The following is an 18,145-nucleotide window of genomic DNA, read 5'->3' as shown; positions in this document are numbered from 1 at the left end:
AACCGCAGTCACGGCCGGCTTGTCCCCGAGAAGACCATGGACAATTCACGCATGCCAGCCCAGTCAGCCTCTTCCTCCGTGCCGTCCTGGCGCGGCGTTCTCGCCTCGATCGACATCGGCTCGAACAGCTTCCGCCTCGAGATCGGCCAGACCACCCGCGGTCGCTACCGCCGCATCGACTATCTCAAGGAGACGGTGCGGCTCGGCGCCGGCCTGGATGCCGAGGGTCGCCTGAGCGAGGAGGCCGCGCAGCGCGGCCTGGTCTGCCTGCAGCGCTTCCGCGCCCGGCTGGCCGGCATTCCGGCGCGCCAGCTGCGCGCGGTGGCGACGCAGACGCTGCGCGAGGCCGCCAACCGCGACGCCTTCCTGGCCCGCGCGGCCGAGGCGCTCGGCCATCCGGTCGAGGTGATCTCCGGCCGCGAGGAAGCGCGGCTGATCTACAAGGGCGTGGCGCGGCTGCAGCCCTCATCGCACCCGCGGCTGGTGATCGACATCGGCGGACGCTCGACCGAGCTGATCATCGGCGCAGGCAGCGTGCCGATGCAGGCCGAGTCCTTCGGCATCGGCAGCGTCAGCCTGTCGATGCGCTACTTCGGCGACGGCCTGTTCACCGAGGAGCGCTTCCGCGCCGCGCAGATCGCCGCCGGCGCCGAGTTCGAGGAGGCGCTGGAGACCTTCTCGCGCCGCCACTGGAGCGAGGCGCTGGGCTCGTCGGGCACGGCCGGCGCGGTCTCGCAGATCCTGGCCGCCGCCGGCATCAGCGACGGCGCGATCACGCCCGAGGGCCTGGCCTGGTGCATTCGCGCCTGCGTGCAGGCCGGGCGCGTCGACGCGCTGGAGCTGCCCGGCCTGAAGCCGGAACGCCGCGCGGTGCTGGGCGGCGGCCTGGCCATCCTGTCGGCGCTGGCGGCGCAGTTCGGCATCGAGGCGCTGCAGCCCGCCCGCGGGGCGCTGCGCCAGGGCGTGATCTTCGATCTGGAGGAGCGCCTGGCCGCCGACCGAGATCCGGCCCACCATGATCTGCGCGACGACACGGTGGCCGAGCTGCAGCAGCGCTTTCGCGCCGACGCGATGCAGGCCCGCCGCGTGCAGGACACGGCCCAGCGCCTGCACCGCCAGGTCCAGCCGCGCGCCGAGCTGGACCTGCAGCGCGAGCTGGGCTGGGCGGCGGCGCTGCACGAGATCGGCATGATGGTCTCGCACCACGATCACCACCGCCACAGCGCCTACCTGATCGCGCATGTGGACGCGCCGGGCTTCTCGCAGACGCAGCAGCGCCGGCTGGCCGATCTGGTGCTGGGCCACCGCGGCGGGCTGCGCAAGATCGAGGCCGCGCTGGCCGAGCCCGACCTGGTCTGGCAGCTGCTCGCGCTGCGGCTGGCGGTGCTACTGTGCCATGCACGCTGCGCACCCGACGAGCCGCTGCCGACGCTGGCGGCCGGCGGCCGCGCGGTGCAGCTGCGCCTGCCCGCCGGCTGGGGCGAGCGCCACCCGCGCACGCAGCATCTGCTGGCGGCCGAGGCCGAGGCCTGGGCACGCGTAGGCGCGCTGCAGCTGCAGATGCCCCGAGCCTGAACGCGTCGATCTGGCTGGTCAGACAGGCGAAAATCCGTCACAGATCTGTCATGCCACCGGCCTAGCATCGCCGGATGCCCGACACGATGACCTCTTTTCGCGCTCCGGCGCTGATCAGCCGCGAGCGCTCGATCCTCGAATTCAACCGGCGCGTGCTGGCGCAGGCCCGGCGCAAGGATGTGCCGCTGCTCGAGCGGCTGCGCTACATCTGCATCGTCTCGTCGAACATGGACGAGTTCTTCGAGGTGCGCTTCGCCGACGCGCTGGAGGCGGCACGCCTGACCGACGAGCTCGACGACGACGAGGATCTGGCCCGGGCCGTCGTCGAGGCGCACGCGCTGATCGACGAGCAGTACCGCGTCTTCAACGAGGAAGTGATGCCGGCGCTGGCGGCCGAGCGCATCGTCATCGTCAACCACGCCGACCGCACCGAGGCGCAGCGCCAGTGGGTCTCGCAGTTCTTCCACCGCGAGGTGCAGCCGCTGCTGATGCCGCTCGGGCTGGACCCGGCGCATCCCTTCCCGCAGGTCGCCAACAAGTCGCTGAACTTCATCGCGCAGCTCGCCGGCGCCGACGCCTTCGGCCGCGAGAACTCGATCGCCATCATCAAGGTGCCGCGGGTGCTGCCGCGCATCATCCGGCTGCCCGACCGGCTCACCGACGGCCGCCAGGCCTTCGTGATGCTGACCAGCGTGATCCGCGCCCATCTGGCCGAACTCTTTCCCGGCCGCCAGGTGCTGGCCTTCTCGCAGTTCCGCGTGACCCGCGACTCCGACCTCGATGTCGACGAGGACGATGTCACCAACCTGCGCCAGGCGCTGCGCAGCGAGCTCACCACCCGCCACTATGGCCGCGAGATCCGTCTGGAGGTGGTCAACACCTGCCCGCCCGAGCTGGCGCAGTTCCTGCTGAACCAGTTCGACCTGCCGCCGGCCGCGCTCTACCGGGTCAACGGCCCGGTCAACCTGGTGCGCATGAACACGCTGATCGATCTGGCGGTCGCGCCGAAGCTGCGCTTCGCGCCGCACGAGCCGACCTGGCCGGCCGCGCAGCTGCCGCGCGGTCGGCGGGTCATGGACTGCATGGCCGAGCGCGACATCCTGCTGCACCAGCCCTTCGAGTCCTTCGACCCGGTGGTGCAGTTCCTGCGCGAGGCGGTCGAGGACCCGAAGGTGCTGGCGATCAAGCAGACGATCTACCGCACCGGCACCGAGTCGGTGCTGATGGAGCTGCTGATCGAGGCGGCGCGCCGCGGCAAGGAAGTGCTGGCGGTGGTCGAGCTGAAGGCGCGCTTCGACGAGGAGGCCAACATCAACTGGGCCGAGCGGCTCGAGCGCGTGGGCGTGCAGGTGGTCTACGGCATCGTCGGGCTGAAGACGCACGCCAAGCTGCTGCTGGCCACCCGCAAGGAGGGCCGCCACATGGTGCGCTACGCCCACCTGTCGACCGGCAACTACAACTCCAAGACCGCGCGGCTCTACACCGACCTGGGCTTCCTGACGACCGACCCGGAGATCACCGCCGACGCCGATGCGGTCTTCCGCCATCTCGCCAGCCTCAATCCGCTCGACCGCACCAAGCGGCTGCTGGTGGCGCCCTTCGATCTGCAGTCGACGCTGGTCGAGCTGATGCAGAAGGTGGCGGGCGCGGCGCGGGCCGGCCGGCCCGCGCGCATCGTCGCCAAGTTCAACGCGCTGACCGATCCGGTGCTGATCGGGGCGCTGCTCGAGGCCGGCCAGGCCGGCGCCGAGATCGACCTGATCGTGCGCGGTGCCTGCATGCTGCCGCCGGGCGTGCCGGGTCACAGCGAGAAGATCCGCGTGCGCTCGGTGGTCGGACGCTTTCTCGAGCACACCCGGGTGCTGTATTTCCGCTGGGGCGAGAGCGAGCGCGACGAGGCGCTCTACCTCAGCAGCGCCGACTGGATGACGCGCAACATGCTGCGCCGCATCGAGATCGCCTGGCCGGTGCGCGATCCGGCACTGCGCCAGCGGGTCATCGACGAATGCCTGGTGCCCTACCTGCACGACGGACGCGACGCCTGGGTGCTCGAGTCCGACGGGCGCTACCGCCGCGCCGGCGAGGACGGCCTCAGCGCGCAGCAGGCGCTGGTGGCGCGGCACGGCTGAGCCCGCGAACTAGAATCGGTGGCAGATCGAGACGAGAAGGCCACCGATGAACACCGATGACACCACCCTGCCCGCCGCCGACCGCGAGGTCGACGCGCGCGGCCTGAACTGCCCGCTGCCGATCCTGAAGGCCAAGAAGGCGCTGGCCGACATGGACAGCGGCCAGGTGCTGAAGGTGCGTGCCACCGACCCCGGCTCGCTGCGCGACTTCCAGGCCTTCAGCCGCCAGACCGGCAACGCCCTGCTGGCCCAGCAGACGCTGGACGACGGCGAGATGGTGCATCTGCTGCGGCGGCGCTGAGCGCGCACGGCCGCAGCCGCGACCGGTCCCGAGGGCCCGGCGATCCTCAGATCTCGAGATTGCGCAGATAGTCGCGGAAGCCCTTGCCCAGCTCGGGGTGGCGCAGCGCCAGCTCGACATTGGCCTCGAGGAAACCATCCTTGCTGCCGCAGTCGTAGCGGCGGCCTTCGTAGCGGTAGGCGAAGACCTTCTCGCGGCGCAGCAGCGCGGCGATGCCGTCGGTCAGCTGGATCTCGCCGCCGACGCCGCGCGGCTGGGTGGCGATCTCGTGGAACACGCCCGGCGTCAGGATGTAGCGGCCGGCCACGCCCCAGCGCGACGGCGCGACTTCAGGCGCCGGCTTCTCGACGATGTTGCTGACATCCATCAGGTGATCGTTGACCAGCGTGCCGGCGACGATGCCGTAGCGCTTGGTGTGCTCGGCCGGCACTTCCTGCACCGCCAGGATGGAGGCGCGCCAGTCGTTGAACTGGTCGACCATCTGCTTGAGCACCGGCGGCTCGCCGATCATCAGGTCATCGGCCAGCAGCACCGCGAAGGGCTCGTTGCCGACCAGCCGCTGGCCGCACAGCACCGCATGGCCCAGGCCCAGCGCCTGCGCCTGGCGCACGTAGATGCACTCCATGTCCTTCGGCTTGATGCTGCGCACCACCTTCAGCAGCTCGTGCTTCTGCGCGTTCTCGAGCGAGACCTCCAGTTCGTAGGTCATGTCGAAATGGTCCTCGATCGCACGCTTGTGGCGGCCGGTGACGAAGATCATCTCGCGCACGCCCGCAGCGTAGGCCTCTTCCACCGCGTACTGGATCAGCGGCTTGTCGACGACCGGCATCATTTCCTTGGGCTGGGCCTTGGTGGCCGGCAGGAAACGGGTGCCGAGACCGGCGACCGGAAAGATGGCTTTCTTGACGAGTTGCATGGACAGGTCCCCCTGGAGCGAAGAAAAGAGAACGGATTGCCAAAGTTGTTGAATTGACCGGCAAAAGCACGGCTTCTCGATCAATTCTGGCATGAGATGGTGTCATCTCCACGCTCGATCAGGGGACCGTAATACATCGCGCTACTGATTAACATCGAAGCTTACGGATCCTTCACGTTTTGCCGCTTTTCATGGACCTGCTTGTTGCTGAACCGCTTGAGCCCGAGGTGCTGCGCTGGCTGGAGCAGCGTCATGAGGTGTTCCACGCGCCCCGTCTGGCGCAGGACGCACGGGTGCTGGCAGACCTGCTGCCGCAGGCTCGCGCGGCGATGCTGCCCGCCTCGGTGGCGATCGACCGGCGGCTGCTGGGTCGACTGCCGCGACTGCTGGCCATCGGCCGGGTGGTGGGCGGGCCAGAGCGCATCGACTTCCATGCCTGCGAGCGCGCCCGTGTCGAGGTGGTGCGCTGCGCGGATGCCGCCGCGCCGGCCGAGGCCGAGTTCCTGCTCGGCGCGCTGATGTCGCTGCTGCGGCCCGATCCGCGCGAGCCGGCGCCGGCCGGCGGGCGCGAACTCGGCCACAGCACCGTCGGGCTGGTCGGCATGGGAGCCACCGCGCGCCGGCTGGCGCAGCTGCTGCAGGTGCTGGGCACCCGGGTGCTGGGCTACGACCCGGCCCTGCATGCCGGCAGCGCGCACTGGGCACGCTGGGGCGTGCAGCCGGTCGGGCTGCAGGAGCTGTTCGCGCGCAGCGATGCGGTCAGCGTGCAGCTCGACTTCTTCCCCCGCTACGCCGGCCTGCTGGGCGAGCGGGTGCTGGCCGGCTGCCGACCCGGTCTGGTGCTGGCCAGTGTCTCGCCGCTGGACCTGTTCGAGCCCCGGGCGCTGGCCACGGTGCTGCGCAGCGGCCGCCTGACGGCCGCCTGGATGGACCAGGCCGGACCGGAGACCCGCAGCGAGGGCCACCCGCTGCATGGGGTGCGCGGCCTGGTGCTGACCCCCCGGCTGGCCGCCTACACCCGCGAGGCACGGCTGCGCAGTGCCTGGGGCGTGGCCCGCCGGCTCGACGAGATCCTGCGGATGAAGCCGGCCGGCGACCGGGTGGTCACGATGCCGGCCGAGCTCGGCGAGCTGGTGCTGCCGCCGATGGGCGGTGCGCTCAGCCCAGGCGCTGCAGCTGCGACTGCAGCTTCGCCAGCGTCTCGCTGAACGCGGCGATCCGCGCGCGCTCCTGCTCGACGACGGCCGCCGGCGCACGCGCCACGAAGCTCTCGTTGGCCAGCTTGGCCTGGGCCTTGGCGATCTCGCCGCTCAGGCGGGCGACCTCCTTGCCCAGACGCACGCGCTCGGCCTCGACATCGATCTCCACCTTCAGCGCCAGGCGCGCCGCGCCCTGCACCGCCACGGGCGCGAGCGCGCTGGCCTCGGCGAAGGCGGCCTCGTCCTGGATGACCTGCACCTCGGCCAGCTTGGCCAGCGCACGGATCACCGGCGCGGCCGAAGCCACGAAATCGGCGTCGCCGCAGGTCAGCAGCGGCACGCGCTCGGCCGGCGACAGGTTCATCTCGCTGCGCAGCGCACGCACCACGCCGACGATCTCCTTCAGGCGCGCGACCCAGGCGTCGGCGGCCGGATCGATCTTCTCCAGCACCGCCACCGGGTAGGCCGCGGTCACGATCGAGTCGGCGGCATCCGCCGCCTTGCGGCCGGCCACCACCGCCACGCCGTTCCACAGCTCGGCGGTGATGAAGGGCGCCACCGGATGCAGCAGGCGCAGCGTCGTCTCCAGCACGCGGATCAGCGTGCGGCGGGTGGCGCGCGCCGAGGCCTCGTCGCCGGCATCCTTGGCCACCTGCAGCTGGACCTTGGCGATCTCCAGGTACCAGTCGCAGTACTCGTCCCAGACGAACTGGTAGATCGCGTTGGCGACGTTGTCGAGGCGGTAGTCCTTGAAGCCCTGCGCGACCGCATGCTCGACGCGCTGCAGCTCGCCGGTGATCCAGCGGTCGGCCGGGCTGAAGCGCAGGTAGGCGCCGGTGGCGCATTCCTCGGCGGTGTGGTCCTTCAGGCCGCAGTCCTGCCCCTCCGTGTTCATCAGCACGAAGCGGGTGGCATTCCAGAGCTTGTTGCAGAAGTTGCGGTAGCCCTCGCAGCGCTTGGAGTCGAAGTTGACCGAGCGGCCCAGCGTGGCCATCGCCGCGAAGGTGAAGCGCAGCGCGTCCGCGCCGTAGGCCGGAATGCCCTCGGGGAACTCCTTCTCGGTGGCCTTGCGCACCTTCGGCGCGGTCTCGGGCTTGCGCAGGCCGACGGTGCGCTTGTCCAGCAGCTCCGGCAGCGCGATGCCGTCGATCAGGTCGACCGGATCCAGCACATTGCCTTCCGACTTCGACATCTTCTTGCCCTGCGCGTCCAGCACCAGACCGTGGATGTAGACGTGCTTGAACGGCACCTTGCCGGTGAAGTGCTTGGTCATCATGATCATCCGGGCGACCCAGAAGAAGATGATGTCGTAGCCGGTCACCAGCACGCTGCTCGGCAGGAACAGGTCCTGCTCGATCGTCTGCTCGGGCCAGCCGAGCGTCGAGAACGGCACCAGCGCCGACGAGTACCAGGTGTCGAGCACGTCCTCGTCGCGCTTGAGCTCACCGGTGTAGCCGGCGGCCGCAGCCTTCTCGCGGGCTTCCTCCTCGCTGCGGGCGACGAAGAGCTGGCCCTCCGAGCCGTACCACGCCGGGATCTGGTGGCCCCACCAGAGCTGGCGCGAGATGCACCAGTCCTGGATGTTCTTCATCCACTGGTTGTAGGTGTTGACCCAGTTCTCCGGCACGAACTTCACGTCGCCCGAGTCCACCGCCTCGATCGCTTCCTCGGCAATCGACTTGCCGTTGGCGCCGGCCTTGGTCATCGCGACGAACCACTGGTCGGTCAGCATCGGCTCGATCACCTGACCGGTGCGGGCGCAGCGCGGCACCATCAGCTTGTGCGGCTTCACTTCCACCAGCAGGCCGTCGGCTTCCAGCGCAGCGACGATCTGCTTGCGCGCGACGAAGCGATCCACGCCGACGTATTCAGTCGGGATGTCAGCGGCCTCGTGCGCGCTGACCTTCGCCTCCAGATCGAAGATGGTCAGCATCGGCAGGCCGTGGCGCAGGCCGACCTGGTAGTCGTTGGTGTCGTGCGCGGGCGTGACCTTGACGACGCCGGTGCCGAATTCCTTGTCGACATAGGCGTCGGCGATCACCGGCACCAGGCGGCCGGTGATCGGCAGCTTCACCTGCTTGCCGATCAGGTGCGTGTAGCGCTCGTCCTCCGGGTGCACCATCACCGCGGTGTCGCCCAGCATCGTCTCGGGGCGGGTCGTCGCCACCACCAGCGACTCGTCCGAGCCGTCGACCGGGTAGCGGATGTGCCACAGCGAGCCGTTCTCCTCCTCGCTCTCGACTTCCAGGTCGGAGACGGCGGACTTCAGGATCGGGTCCCAGCTCACCAGGCGCTTGCCGCGGTAGATCAGGCCTTCCTCATGCAGGCGCACGAAGGTCTCGGTGACGACCTTCGAGAGCTTCTCGTCCATCGTGAAGTACTCGTGCGACCAGCTCACCGAGTCGCCCATGCGGCGCATCTGCTGGGTGATGGTGGCACCGGACTGTGCTTTCCACTCCCAGACCTTGGCGACGAAGTTCTTGCGGCCCAGGTCGTGGCGGCTGACGCCCTGGCCCTGCAGCTGGCGCTCGACGACGATCTGCGTGGCGATGCCGGCGTGGTCGGTGCCGGGCACCCACAGCGTGTTGTCGCCCGACATGCGGTGGTAGCGCGCCAGCGAGTCCATGATCGTCTGGTTGAACGCGTGGCCCATGTGCAGCGTGCCGGTGACATTGGGCGGCGGCAGCTGGATGCAGAACGACGGCTTGCTCGGATCGAGCGTCGGCGCGTAGACGCCGCTGGCCTCCCACTGCGGCGCCCAGCGGGCCTCGATGGGGGACGGTTCGAACGATTTGGACAGGGCGTTGAGGGCGTCGGTCATGGTGGGCACGGGTGATCGGGTCCGCTGGCCGCATGCGCACGGCGCTCGCGGTCAGGCGCGGACAAGGGCATGATTCTAAGAAGAGTGACTGGCGTCAGGCCGGCGTGAGCGGCCTCAGGCAGAATCGAACGACCGTTCTTTTTTCGGACCCCTCTGTCCGAGCCCCTTCATCCCCCTCACCTTTCCCGGAGCACCCACATGAGCATCCAGACCGTCGGCATCATCGGCGCCGGCACCATGGGCAACGGCATCGCGCAGGTCTGCGCGCAGGCCGGTCTCGACGTCGTCATGGTCGACATCAGCGAGGCGGCGGTCCAGAAGGGCCTGGCCACCGTCGCCGGCAGCTTCGACCGCCTGATCAAGAAGGAGAAGCTCACCGCCGAGCAGAAGGCCGCCGCGCTGGCCCGCATCAAGCCCTCGACCAGCTACGACGACCTGAAGGCCGCGCAGCTGGTCATCGAGGCCGCCACCGAGAACGAGGCGCTGAAGATCAAGATCCTCGGCCAGCTCGACGCGCTGCTGGCGCCGGAGGTGATCGTCGCCACCAACACCAGCTCGATCTCGATCACCCAGCTGGCCGCCAAGACCCAGCGCGCCGACCGCTTCATCGGCATGCACTTCTTCAACCCGGTGCCGATGATGGCGCTGGTCGAGATCATCCGCGGCCTGCAGACCTCGGACGCCACCCACGCCGCGGTGCACGAGCTGTCCACCCGCCTGGGCAAGACGCCGATCACGGTGAAGAACGCGCCGGGCTTCGTCGTCAACCGCATCCTGGTGCCGATGATCAACGAGGCCTTCTTCGTGCTGGCCGAAGGCCTGGCCTCGCCGGAGGACATCGACGCCGGCATGAAGCTGGGCTGCAACCAGCCGATCGGCCCGCTGGCGCTGGCCGACATGATCGGCCTGGATGTCTGCCTGGCGGTGATGAACGTCTACATGCAGGAGTTCAACGACTCCAAGTACCGTCCCTGCCCGCTGCTGAAGGAATATGTGGCCGCCGGCTGGCTGGGTCGCAAGACCGGCCGCGGCGTCTACAGCTACTGAAGACCGGGGCGGCCGCATCGTGGCGCCGCCGGCTGTCGTGCTGCTCAATGCGCTGGCCGCGCGGGGCCGGGCCGGCGAGCTGCGCCACCCGGTGGCCGACTGGCTGGCGCGCCATGCCCCCGGCGTGCCGCTGCTGAGCGCCGCCAGCGTGACCGAGGCCCGGGCGCGGCTGAGCATCCTGGCGCCGCGCACCCGCATCGCGCTGATCGGCGGCGACGGCACGCTGCACGCGATGCTGCCGGCGCTGCTCAAGGGCGGTCTGCGGGTCGGCCTGGTGCCGGCAGGTCAGCACAACGAGGTGGCCTGCAGCCTGCACCTCGACCAGCTCGACTGGCGCCAGGCCCTGCTGCATGCGCTGCATGCACCGACCGCCGCGGTCGACATCGGCCTGATCGAGACCGACGCGGCGGTGCTGCATTTCGCCGGACTGGTGCGGATCGAGGCCGGTCAGCCGCTGTCGCTGTGGATCGACCAGCACCGCGTCGCGCTGCCGCAGCCGGTGCGGCGCCTGCGCCTGTGCAACGCCACCCCGCCGCCGGCCGACCGCGATGCGCCTGATCGCATCGCCCCGGTGCTGATCGACGACGCGCTGCTGCATCTGCTCGACGAGCCGCAGCGCCCGCTCTGGCAGCGCCTGCTGCACCCCGCGGCGCGGCCGCCGGCCCGCCCCGCGCTGCGCCTGCGCATCGAGGCCGCACAGCCGATGCCCATCCTCATCGACGGCGAGCCGCAGCCCGCCACCCGCCAGATCCGCGCCGAGCTGCTGCCCGGCGCGCTGCAGATGACCGGCTCGCATGTGCCGACGCTCGACCCGCATCGCCTGTCCGACACCACCTGGTGAGCGCGGCCCAGCGCGTCGCCTCGCCGCCTCGCCACGTCACCCCTTCCTTGCCCCGTGCTGAGGCCCGCCCGCACCCGATGGCCCCAGGCCTTGCCGGAGTGTTGCCAAAAGTAACTTTTCGTTAAATACTGCACGCAGCGCAACACCCAGGACACCGCGCTCCGATCCGGCACCGGATGGCACCGGCTCGGCTCGTCCACACCATTCATCACCACCACACGGAAGGAACGATCATGCGTGAACTCAAGAAGGAAGAACTGAAGGCGGTCTCGGGCGGCTTTTTCCTGTTCGGCGGTCTGCTGCGTCACCTGTTCGCCGCCAAGAGCTACAGCTACTGCCCGCCGAGCCAGCCGGTCAAGCACCAGCCGCCGAAGTGCTGATGCAGCCGATGCGGTGCTGAACCGGCGCGACCGGCTCACACCCCTTGCAAGGGCCGCCTCGTGCGGCCCTTTGTGCTTTTCATCGACCGGCAGACAGGCCCGGGCCCGGTCTCAGCCCTGCCGGGCCACCCGCTGCAGCCACGCCGCCGGCGGTCCGTCGAAGACGATGCGCCCGCCCTCCAGCGCCACCACCCGCTCGGCCGCGGCCACCGTCTCGGGGCGGTGCGCGATGACGATGCGGGTGATGCCCATGCGCGCGACCGCCGCATTGACGCCGGCCTCGCGCTGCACGTCGAGGTGGCTGGTGGCCTCGTCGAGGATCAGCACCCGCGGGCCCTTGTAGAGCGCACGCGCCAGCAGGATGCGCTGCTTCTGCCCGCCCGACAGCGTCGTGCCCATGTCGCCGACGAGGGTGTGCAGGCCCATCGGCATCGCCTCGATGTCGTCGCGGATCGCCGCCAGCTCGGCGCACAGGCCGATGCGCGCCAGGTCGGGCTGCGGGTCGAAGAAGGCGATGTTCTCGGCCAGCGTGCCGGCGAAGAGCGCATCGTCCTGCATCACCGCGCCGACGCAGGCGCGCCAGGGCGTGCGGCCGATGCGCGCCAGCGGCACGCCGGCGACGCGGATCTCGCCCTCGACCGGCCTGAGATCGCCCAGCAGCAGGTTGACCAGCGTGCTCTTGCCGCCGCCCGAGGGCCCCACGACGGCCACGCACTGGCCCTCGGGAATCACCAGATCCAGGCCGTCGATGACAAAGGGCTCATGGTCGGAATAGCGAAAGCGCAGGCCCTGGCAGCGGATGTCGAGCGGCTGGCCTGCGCCCGGCGGCGGCAGGCCCTGCGGGGCGCGGCCGTCCTGCTCCTCGGTCTCGGTGGGCGTGAGCACGATGTCGGCCAGACGCTCGGCGTCCAGGCGCAGCAGGCGCAGCTCCAGCAGCTTCATCACCAGGTCGGTCATGCGGCCGTCGAACTGGGTGCGGTAGGCGATGAAGGCCAGCAGCATGCCCAGCGTCAGTTCGCCCGCGAGCACCGCCTGCGCGCCCATCCACAGGATGGCCACCGTCGACAGGCCGGAGAACAGGCTGCGGCCGATGCTGCGCACCAGCTGCAGCGCCTGCACCCGCAGGCCGGCATTGAGCTCGGCCGCCAGCAGCGACTGCCAGTGCGCACGCCGCTCGGCCTGACGGCCGAAGAGCTTGAGCGCCCGCACGCCGCGCACCGACTCCAGCACATGCGAGGACTGGGTGGCCTCGCGCACGATCTCCTCCTCGCGCGCGCGCAGCAGCGGCCGGAAGATCAGCACCAGCAGCAGCGTGTACAGCAGCACCGCCAGCACCGCCACGCCGGCCAGCTTGGGGCTGTACATCAGCATCAGCCCGAGCGCGAACAGCGCCATCACCCCGTCGAGCGTGGCCTCGACGAAGGTGGTGGTCAGCACCTGCTGGATGTGGTCGATCGACTGGAAGCGCGAGATCACGTCGCCCAGGTGGCGCTTCTGGAACCAGGCCACCGGCAGATCGAGCAGATGCTGCAGCACATTGCTGCGCCACTGCAGCTTCAGCGAGGCCGACACCGCCGCCAGCAGCCAGCCGCGCAGCAGCGCCAGGCCCTGCTCGGTCACGGTGATCAGCACGAAGCCCAGGCCGAGCAGCGTCAGCAGCTCATGGTCGCGCGACAGCAGCACCTGGTCGGTCACCCACTGGGTGAACTGCGGATGCGCCAGCGCGAACACCTCCAGCGCCAGCGACAGCGCCAGCAGCCGCGCCAGCATCGCGCCGCCGCCGCGCACCTGGCCGATCAGCCGTGGCAGCGTGACGCGGGTGCGCTCGGTCCGCGGCCGGAAGCCCTCGGCGGGCCACAGCTCCAGCGCCACGCCGGTGAAATGCTCCGACAGCTCGCGCCGGCTCACCCGGCGCTCGCCCCGCGCCGGGTCCAGGATGACCGCGCCGCGGGCGTCGGCCTCCTTCAGCACGACGAAGTGGCTCAGGTCCCAGTGCAGGATGCAGGGCCGGCGCAGCTGCACCAGCTCGTCGACCTCCAGCCGCAGCGCGCGCGAGGCCAGATGCTCTGCCGCGGCCACCGTCACCAGCCCACCCAGGCTCATGCCCGACAGCGACACCGCATGGCGGCGGCGCAGCGCCAGCAGGTCGGTGCGCACCCCGAAATGGCCCAGCACCATGGCCAGGCAGGCCAGGCCGCACTCGGCCGCCTCGGTCTGCAGCACCACCGGCACGCGCGAGCGCATCGCCAGCGCGATGCGCAGGCTGTCGATCAGCAGCTGCGCCTTGCCCGCTCCGGAGTTCTGGGTGTCCATGTTCTCTCTCACGCCTTCACCGCCTTGGCCGCGGTCAGCAGCGGCTCGAGCATCCATTCCCACAGCCGGCGCTGCTCCATCATCAGATCGGCCTGCACCCGCAGGCCCGGGCGCAGCGGCGCGCTCGCCTGCGCCGGGAAGACCTGACGCTCCAGCCGCACGGTGATCGCATAGAGCGGTTCCGCGCTGGCCCCGGCGCCCGCGGCATCCGGCGCGAAGCTGGCCAGGCCGAGCTGGTCGTCCAGACCCGCCGGATAGGTCGACACCGCCACCACCTCGCCGCGCTGGTGGCCGAACTTCTGGTACGGAAAGGCCTCATGGCGCAGCCAGACCGGCGTGCCGGGCCGCACGAAGCCGACGGTGCGGCTGGGCGCATACAGCACCGCCTGCAGCGTCGTGTCGTCGGGCACCAGCACCAGCAGCGGGCGCACCGCGTCGACCGTCGTGCCGGGCGCGCCCTGCAGCAGCGTCGCGCGCCCGTCCTGCGGCGCGGTGATGACGATGCGCCGGCGCGCCTCGGCGTCGGCCAGCTGCTCGCCCAGCAGCGCCAGCTCACGCTCGATCGACTGCTCGCGGGTCTGGCGCGCGGCGCGGGCCTGGTCGAGCTGCTGCTCGACCTGCGCCTGCTCGCGCGCCAGCGCCAGCGCATCGCGTCCGAGCGCCTGCAGGCGCTGGCGCTGGTCGGAGAGATCGCGCTCGCGCTCCTGCCAGGCCTCGCGGGTCACCAGGCCCTGCTCGAACAGCAGGCGCTGGCGCTGCGCGCTCTCCTCGGCCAGCGCGACGCGGCGACGCTGCTCGGTCTGCTGCTGGCTGATCTGGCCGCGCTCGGCGCCCATCGCGCTCACCCGGCGCTGCAGCGCGCCGATGTCGGCCTCCAGCGACTCGACGGTGCGGCGGCGCTCGGCCTCGAGCAGCTCGCGGCGCTGCGCGATGCTGCCGCTGATCTGCGCCTGGTAGCCGGCGACCGTCTCGGCGCCGGCCGGCCGGTCGGTGCCCAGCACATAGAGCACCTCGCCGCGGCGCACCGGCTGGCCCTCGCGCACCCGCTGCTCGATGACGGTGGCGCCCTGCGGCGCCACGATGCGCATCACGCCCTGCACCGGCACCAGCTGGCCACCGACGGTGGCACGCCGGGTGTAGCTGCCCTGCGCGACCAGCAGCACCAGCGCGCCGGCCAGCAGCAGCGCGATCAGCGTGACCGCATTCCACAGCGGCCGCGCGCCCAGCAGCACCTCGCCCGCCAGACGCGGACGCCGTCCGGCCATCACCTCGGGGCGGAACAGCGGGCTGTCGTCGTCCTCGTCGGAGGAAGACGCCGCGACGCCGGGCAGCGGCTCCTGGATCGTCGCGGGAAAGCCGGAATCGTCATCGTCGGCGGGCGGGGCGGCAGCGCGGGGCATCTTCGGATGGAAACAATGGGATACACATCGTAACCATCACGCGCCGCGCGACGCCATCGCCCCCCTGACCGCGGGCACCGGATCCGGCAGGAACGATGCGGTTTGTCGGGCCCCGAGCGACCGCCTTCCTTGCCTCGGCTGACGTTCCCGACGGACACAGCGAATGCACCAGGCAAGGTACGCTCCGCCCCGCGTTTTCAGCCAACCGGGACCAAGATGGCCGTCAAGAAATCAGAACTGTATGCATCGCTGTGGAAGAGCTGCGATGAGCTGCGCGGCGGCATGGACGCCAGCCAGTACAAGGACTATGTGCTGGTGCTGCTGTTCATGAAGTACGTCAGCGACCGGTATGCGGGTGATCCGGACGGACAGATCTTCGTGCCCGAGGGCAGCCGCTTCCATGACCTGGTGGCGCTCAAGGGCGACAAGGAAATCGGCGACAAGCTGAACAAGGCAATCGCCGCGCTGGCGGAGGAAAACGACCTGACCGGCGTGATCACGCTGGTGGACTTCAACGACCCGGACAAGCTCGGCAAGGGCCGGGAGATGGTCGATCGGCTCTCGAACCTGATCGGCATCTTCAACGCGCCGGGGCTGGACTTCAGCGGCAACCGGGCCGAGGGCGATGACCTGCTCGGCGACGCCTACGAGTTCCTGATGCGCCACTTCGCCACCGAGAGCGGCAAGAGCAAGGGCCAGTTCTACACGCCCGCCGAGGTGTCGACCGTGATGGCGCGGCTGCTGGGCATCGGGGCGGACACGCCGGCCTCCAAAAGCGCGCACGACCCGACCTGCGGCTCCGGCTCGCTGTTGCTGAAGGTGGCGGCCGAGGCGCCGCACGGGCTGACGCTCTACGGGCAGGAAATGGACAACGCCACCAGCGCGCTGGCCAAGATGAACATGATCCTGCACGACTGCACCACCGGCGCGATCGAGAAGGGCAACACGCTGTCGTCGCCGCAGTTCCGCGATGCGGCGGGGCAGTTGAAGACGTTTGACTATGTAGTGGCCAATCCGCCCTTCTCCAGCAAGGCGTGGAGCAACGGGCTGCAGCCGCAGGACGATGAGTTCGGCCGCTTCGTGTATGGCGTGCCGCCGGAGAAGAACGGCGATTACGCTTTCCTGCTGCACATCCTGAAGGTGTTGAAGAGCACCGGGCGGGCGGCGGTGATCCTGCCGCACGGGGTGCTGTTCCGGGGTGGCGCGGAGGGGCTGATCCGGCAGCGGCTGCTGAAACAGGGCTTCATCCAGACGCTGATCGGGCTGCCGGCGAACCTGTTCTACGGCACCGGTATCCCGGCCTGCATCCTGGTGCTGGACAAGTCACAGGCGGCGACGCGGGACAGCGTGTTCGTGGTCGATGCGAGCCGGGGCTTTCGCAAGGACGGCAACAAGAACCGGCTGCGGGCGCAGGACATCCACCGCATCGTGGACGTCGTGACGCGCCAAGTCGAGGCGCCGCGGTATGCGCGCCGGGTGCCGCTGGCGGAGATCGAGGCCAACGACTGGAACCTGAACATCCCGCGCTACATCGACGGCAGCGAGCCGGAGGACTTGCAGGACATCGAGGCGCACCTGCGCGGCGGCATTCCGCGGCGGGACATCGACGCGCTGCAGCCTTACTGGGCGGTGTTTCCGGGGGTGCGGGCGGCCTTGTTCGAGGATCTGGCGGGGCGGCCGGGGCATGTGCGGCTGAAGGTGCCGGCGGCGGAGATCCGGGCGGCGATCTTCGGCCATGCGGAGTTCGCGGCGTTCAATGCGACGGTGAGCGGGCGGTTTGCGGCGTGGCGTGCGGAGAGCACGGCGGGGCTGCGGGCGCTGGCGGTGGGCGACTCGGCGCGGGCGCTGGTGCGCGAACTGGGGGAGTCGATCCTGGCGCGGTTCGAGGGGGCGCCGCTGATCGACGCCTATGACGTGTACCAGCACCTGATGGACTACTGGGACGAGGTGATGCAGGACGACGTGGCGCAGATCGTCCAGGACGGCTGGCGGGCGCAGCCGAACGCGGGCCTGATTCCGATGGCGCTGGTGGTGGCGCGGTATTTCGCGGCGGACGCGGCGCGGGTGGCGGCGCTGGAGACGGTGCGCGACGGGTTCACGCGGCGGCTGGAGGAACTGGAAGAGGAACACGGCGGCGAGGACGGGCTGCTGAACGAGGCACGCACGGACAAGGGCAAGCTGACGGCGGCGAGCGTCAAGGCGCGGCTGAAGGCGGTCAAGGGCGATCCGGGGGCGGCGGACGAGCGGGTGCAGTTGGAGGCGTGGCTGGCACTGAACGACCAGGAAGCCGACGCGGGGCGGCGCATCAAGGACGCCCGCAAGGCGCTGGAGACGAAGGCCGCGCGGCAATACGCGACGCTGACTGACGACGAGATCCGGGCGCTGGTGATCGACGACAAGTGGATGACGCGGCTGGCGGCGGATGTGCAGTCGGAGCTGGATCGGGTGTCGCAGGGGTTGACGGGGCGGGTGCGGGAATTGGGGGAGCGGTATGCGGTGCCGTTGCCAACGCTGATCGAGGAACTTTCTAAAGTGTCGTGTCAAGTTGATCGGCACCTCAAAGCGATGCACTCTAATTTGGTGCAAAAAACAACCCACAAGACAGATTTAGGTCAAATACCTGGGGAATGGTCCATCCATACATTGGGAGATAAAGCAAAGTTCCGAACAGGACCATTTGGTAGTGCTCTACACAAATCCGACTACGTTTCAAGCGGCATACCAATAATAAATCCTATGCATATTTTTGATGGGAAATTATTACCAAGTGAGGATATGACAATCACTGAAAATGCGGCTCACCGGCTAAGTGATTTTCGTCTCAAACAAGGGGAAATAATTATCGGCCGAAGAGGCGACATGGGACGATGTGCAGTCATTCGTGCAGAGCACAGCGGATGGTTATGCGGTACTGGTTCCATGATAATTCGATGCAGTAGCGAAATAAGTCCAGAGTTCCTTCAGCGATTATTGACAACACCAAGGATCATTTCAGCAATAGAAGAAACATCAGTCGGTTCAACGATGGTGAACCTGAATCAAAAAACTCTTGCCGGATTAAAAGTCCAAGTTCCCCCGACGAATGAGCAAAAAAATATCACCTCCGCGCTTGCAGACATTGACGCCGAGATCATTGCCCTCGAAGCCCGCCGAGAAAAAACCCGCCTCATCAAGCAAGGGATGATGCAAGAGCTGTTGAGCGGCCGGGTTCGATTGATCTGAC

Annotated in this window: 12 protein-coding genes; 8 read left to right on the top strand and 4 right to left on the bottom strand. The window is 69.2% G+C overall.

Going from position 1 to position 18,145, the window contains the following annotated elements:
* Positions 1-51: 51 nt before the first annotated feature.
* From HZU84_RS04165 to HZU84_RS04155, 3 genes are all read left to right on the top strand, one after another.
* Positions 52-1,575, top strand: a complete 1,524-nt coding sequence (locus HZU84_RS04165) for a Ppx/GppA phosphatase family protein (RefSeq protein WP_149502446.1) — start codon at positions 52-54, stop codon at positions 1,573-1,575.
* Between the two features lie 86 nt (positions 1,576-1,661).
* Positions 1,662-3,704 carry a polyphosphate kinase 1 gene (gene ppk1 / locus HZU84_RS04160; protein ID WP_244954399.1) on the top strand — a complete coding sequence of 681 codons (2,043 nt, stop codon included), beginning with the start codon at positions 1,662-1,664 and terminating at the stop codon, positions 3,702-3,704.
* A gap of 46 nt (positions 3,705-3,750) precedes the next feature.
* Complete coding sequence (locus HZU84_RS04155; protein ID WP_149502444.1) at positions 3,751-4,005, top strand: sulfurtransferase TusA family protein; 255 nt, start codon at positions 3,751-3,753, stop codon at positions 4,003-4,005.
* 46 nt (positions 4,006-4,051) lie between these two features.
* Here HZU84_RS04155 and galU read toward each other — a convergent pair whose 3' ends face one another.
* Positions 4,052-4,921, bottom strand: a complete 870-nt coding sequence (galU, locus tag HZU84_RS04150; protein WP_180692786.1) for a UTP--glucose-1-phosphate uridylyltransferase GalU — start codon at positions 4,919-4,921, stop codon at positions 4,052-4,054.
* 191 nt (positions 4,922-5,112) lie between these two features.
* Between galU and HZU84_RS04145 the strand changes: the two genes are divergently transcribed.
* Positions 5,113-6,129 carry an NAD(P)-dependent oxidoreductase gene (locus HZU84_RS04145; protein ID WP_149502443.1) on the top strand — a complete coding sequence of 339 codons (1,017 nt, stop codon included), beginning with the start codon at positions 5,113-5,115 and terminating at the stop codon, positions 6,127-6,129.
* Here HZU84_RS04145 and HZU84_RS04140 read toward each other — a convergent pair.
* On the bottom strand, positions 6,080-8,941 hold the full coding sequence (locus HZU84_RS04140) for a valine--tRNA ligase (RefSeq protein ID WP_149502442.1): 2,862 nt from the start codon (positions 8,939-8,941) through the stop codon (positions 6,080-6,082). The two genes, HZU84_RS04145 and HZU84_RS04140, sit on opposite strands and share 50 nt — an antisense overlap.
* Positions 8,942-9,139: 198 nt before the next feature.
* Here HZU84_RS04140 and HZU84_RS04135 point away from each other — a divergent pair, with 198 nt between their 5' ends.
* From HZU84_RS04135 to HZU84_RS04125, 3 genes are all read left to right on the top strand, one after another.
* Entirely contained in the window at positions 9,140-9,988 is an 849-nt protein-coding gene (locus HZU84_RS04135; protein WP_149502441.1) for a 3-hydroxybutyryl-CoA dehydrogenase, read from the top strand.
* Between the two features lie 19 nt (positions 9,989-10,007).
* Positions 10,008-10,829, top strand: a complete 822-nt coding sequence (locus tag HZU84_RS04130; RefSeq protein ID WP_180692785.1) for a diacylglycerol/lipid kinase family protein — start codon at positions 10,008-10,010, stop codon at positions 10,827-10,829.
* A 233-nt stretch (positions 10,830-11,062) separates the two neighbouring features.
* Complete coding sequence (locus HZU84_RS04125; RefSeq protein WP_180692784.1) at positions 11,063-11,209, top strand: hypothetical protein; 147 nt, start codon at positions 11,063-11,065, stop codon at positions 11,207-11,209.
* Positions 11,210-11,320: 111 nt separating this feature from the next.
* Here the strand turns inward: HZU84_RS04125 and HZU84_RS04120 are convergent, their stop codons facing one another.
* The gene (locus HZU84_RS04120) at positions 11,321-13,522 is read right to left on the bottom strand and encodes a peptidase domain-containing ABC transporter (protein ID WP_149502439.1); all 2,202 of its coding nucleotides are present in this window, start codon (positions 13,520-13,522) and stop codon (positions 11,321-11,323) included.
* Positions 13,523-13,530: 8 nt separating this feature from the next.
* Complete coding sequence (locus HZU84_RS04115; RefSeq protein ID WP_149502438.1) at positions 13,531-14,922, bottom strand: HlyD family secretion protein; 1,392 nt, start codon at positions 14,920-14,922, stop codon at positions 13,531-13,533.
* Positions 14,923-15,138: 216 nt separating this feature from the next.
* Between HZU84_RS04115 and HZU84_RS04110 the strand changes: the two genes are divergently transcribed.
* On the top strand, positions 15,139-18,144 hold the full coding sequence (locus HZU84_RS04110; RefSeq protein WP_149502437.1) for an N-6 DNA methylase: 3,006 nt from the start codon (positions 15,139-15,141) through the stop codon (positions 18,142-18,144).
* Position 18,145: the final 1 nt, after the last annotated feature.

This window comes from Sphaerotilus sulfidivorans (assembly GCF_013426975.1).
Lineage (GTDB): Bacteria > Pseudomonadota > Gammaproteobacteria > Burkholderiales > Burkholderiaceae_C > Sphaerotilus > Sphaerotilus sulfidivorans.
The sequence above is the reverse complement of the archived record's forward strand: the minus strand, read 5'-3'. Positions and strand labels throughout refer to the sequence as shown.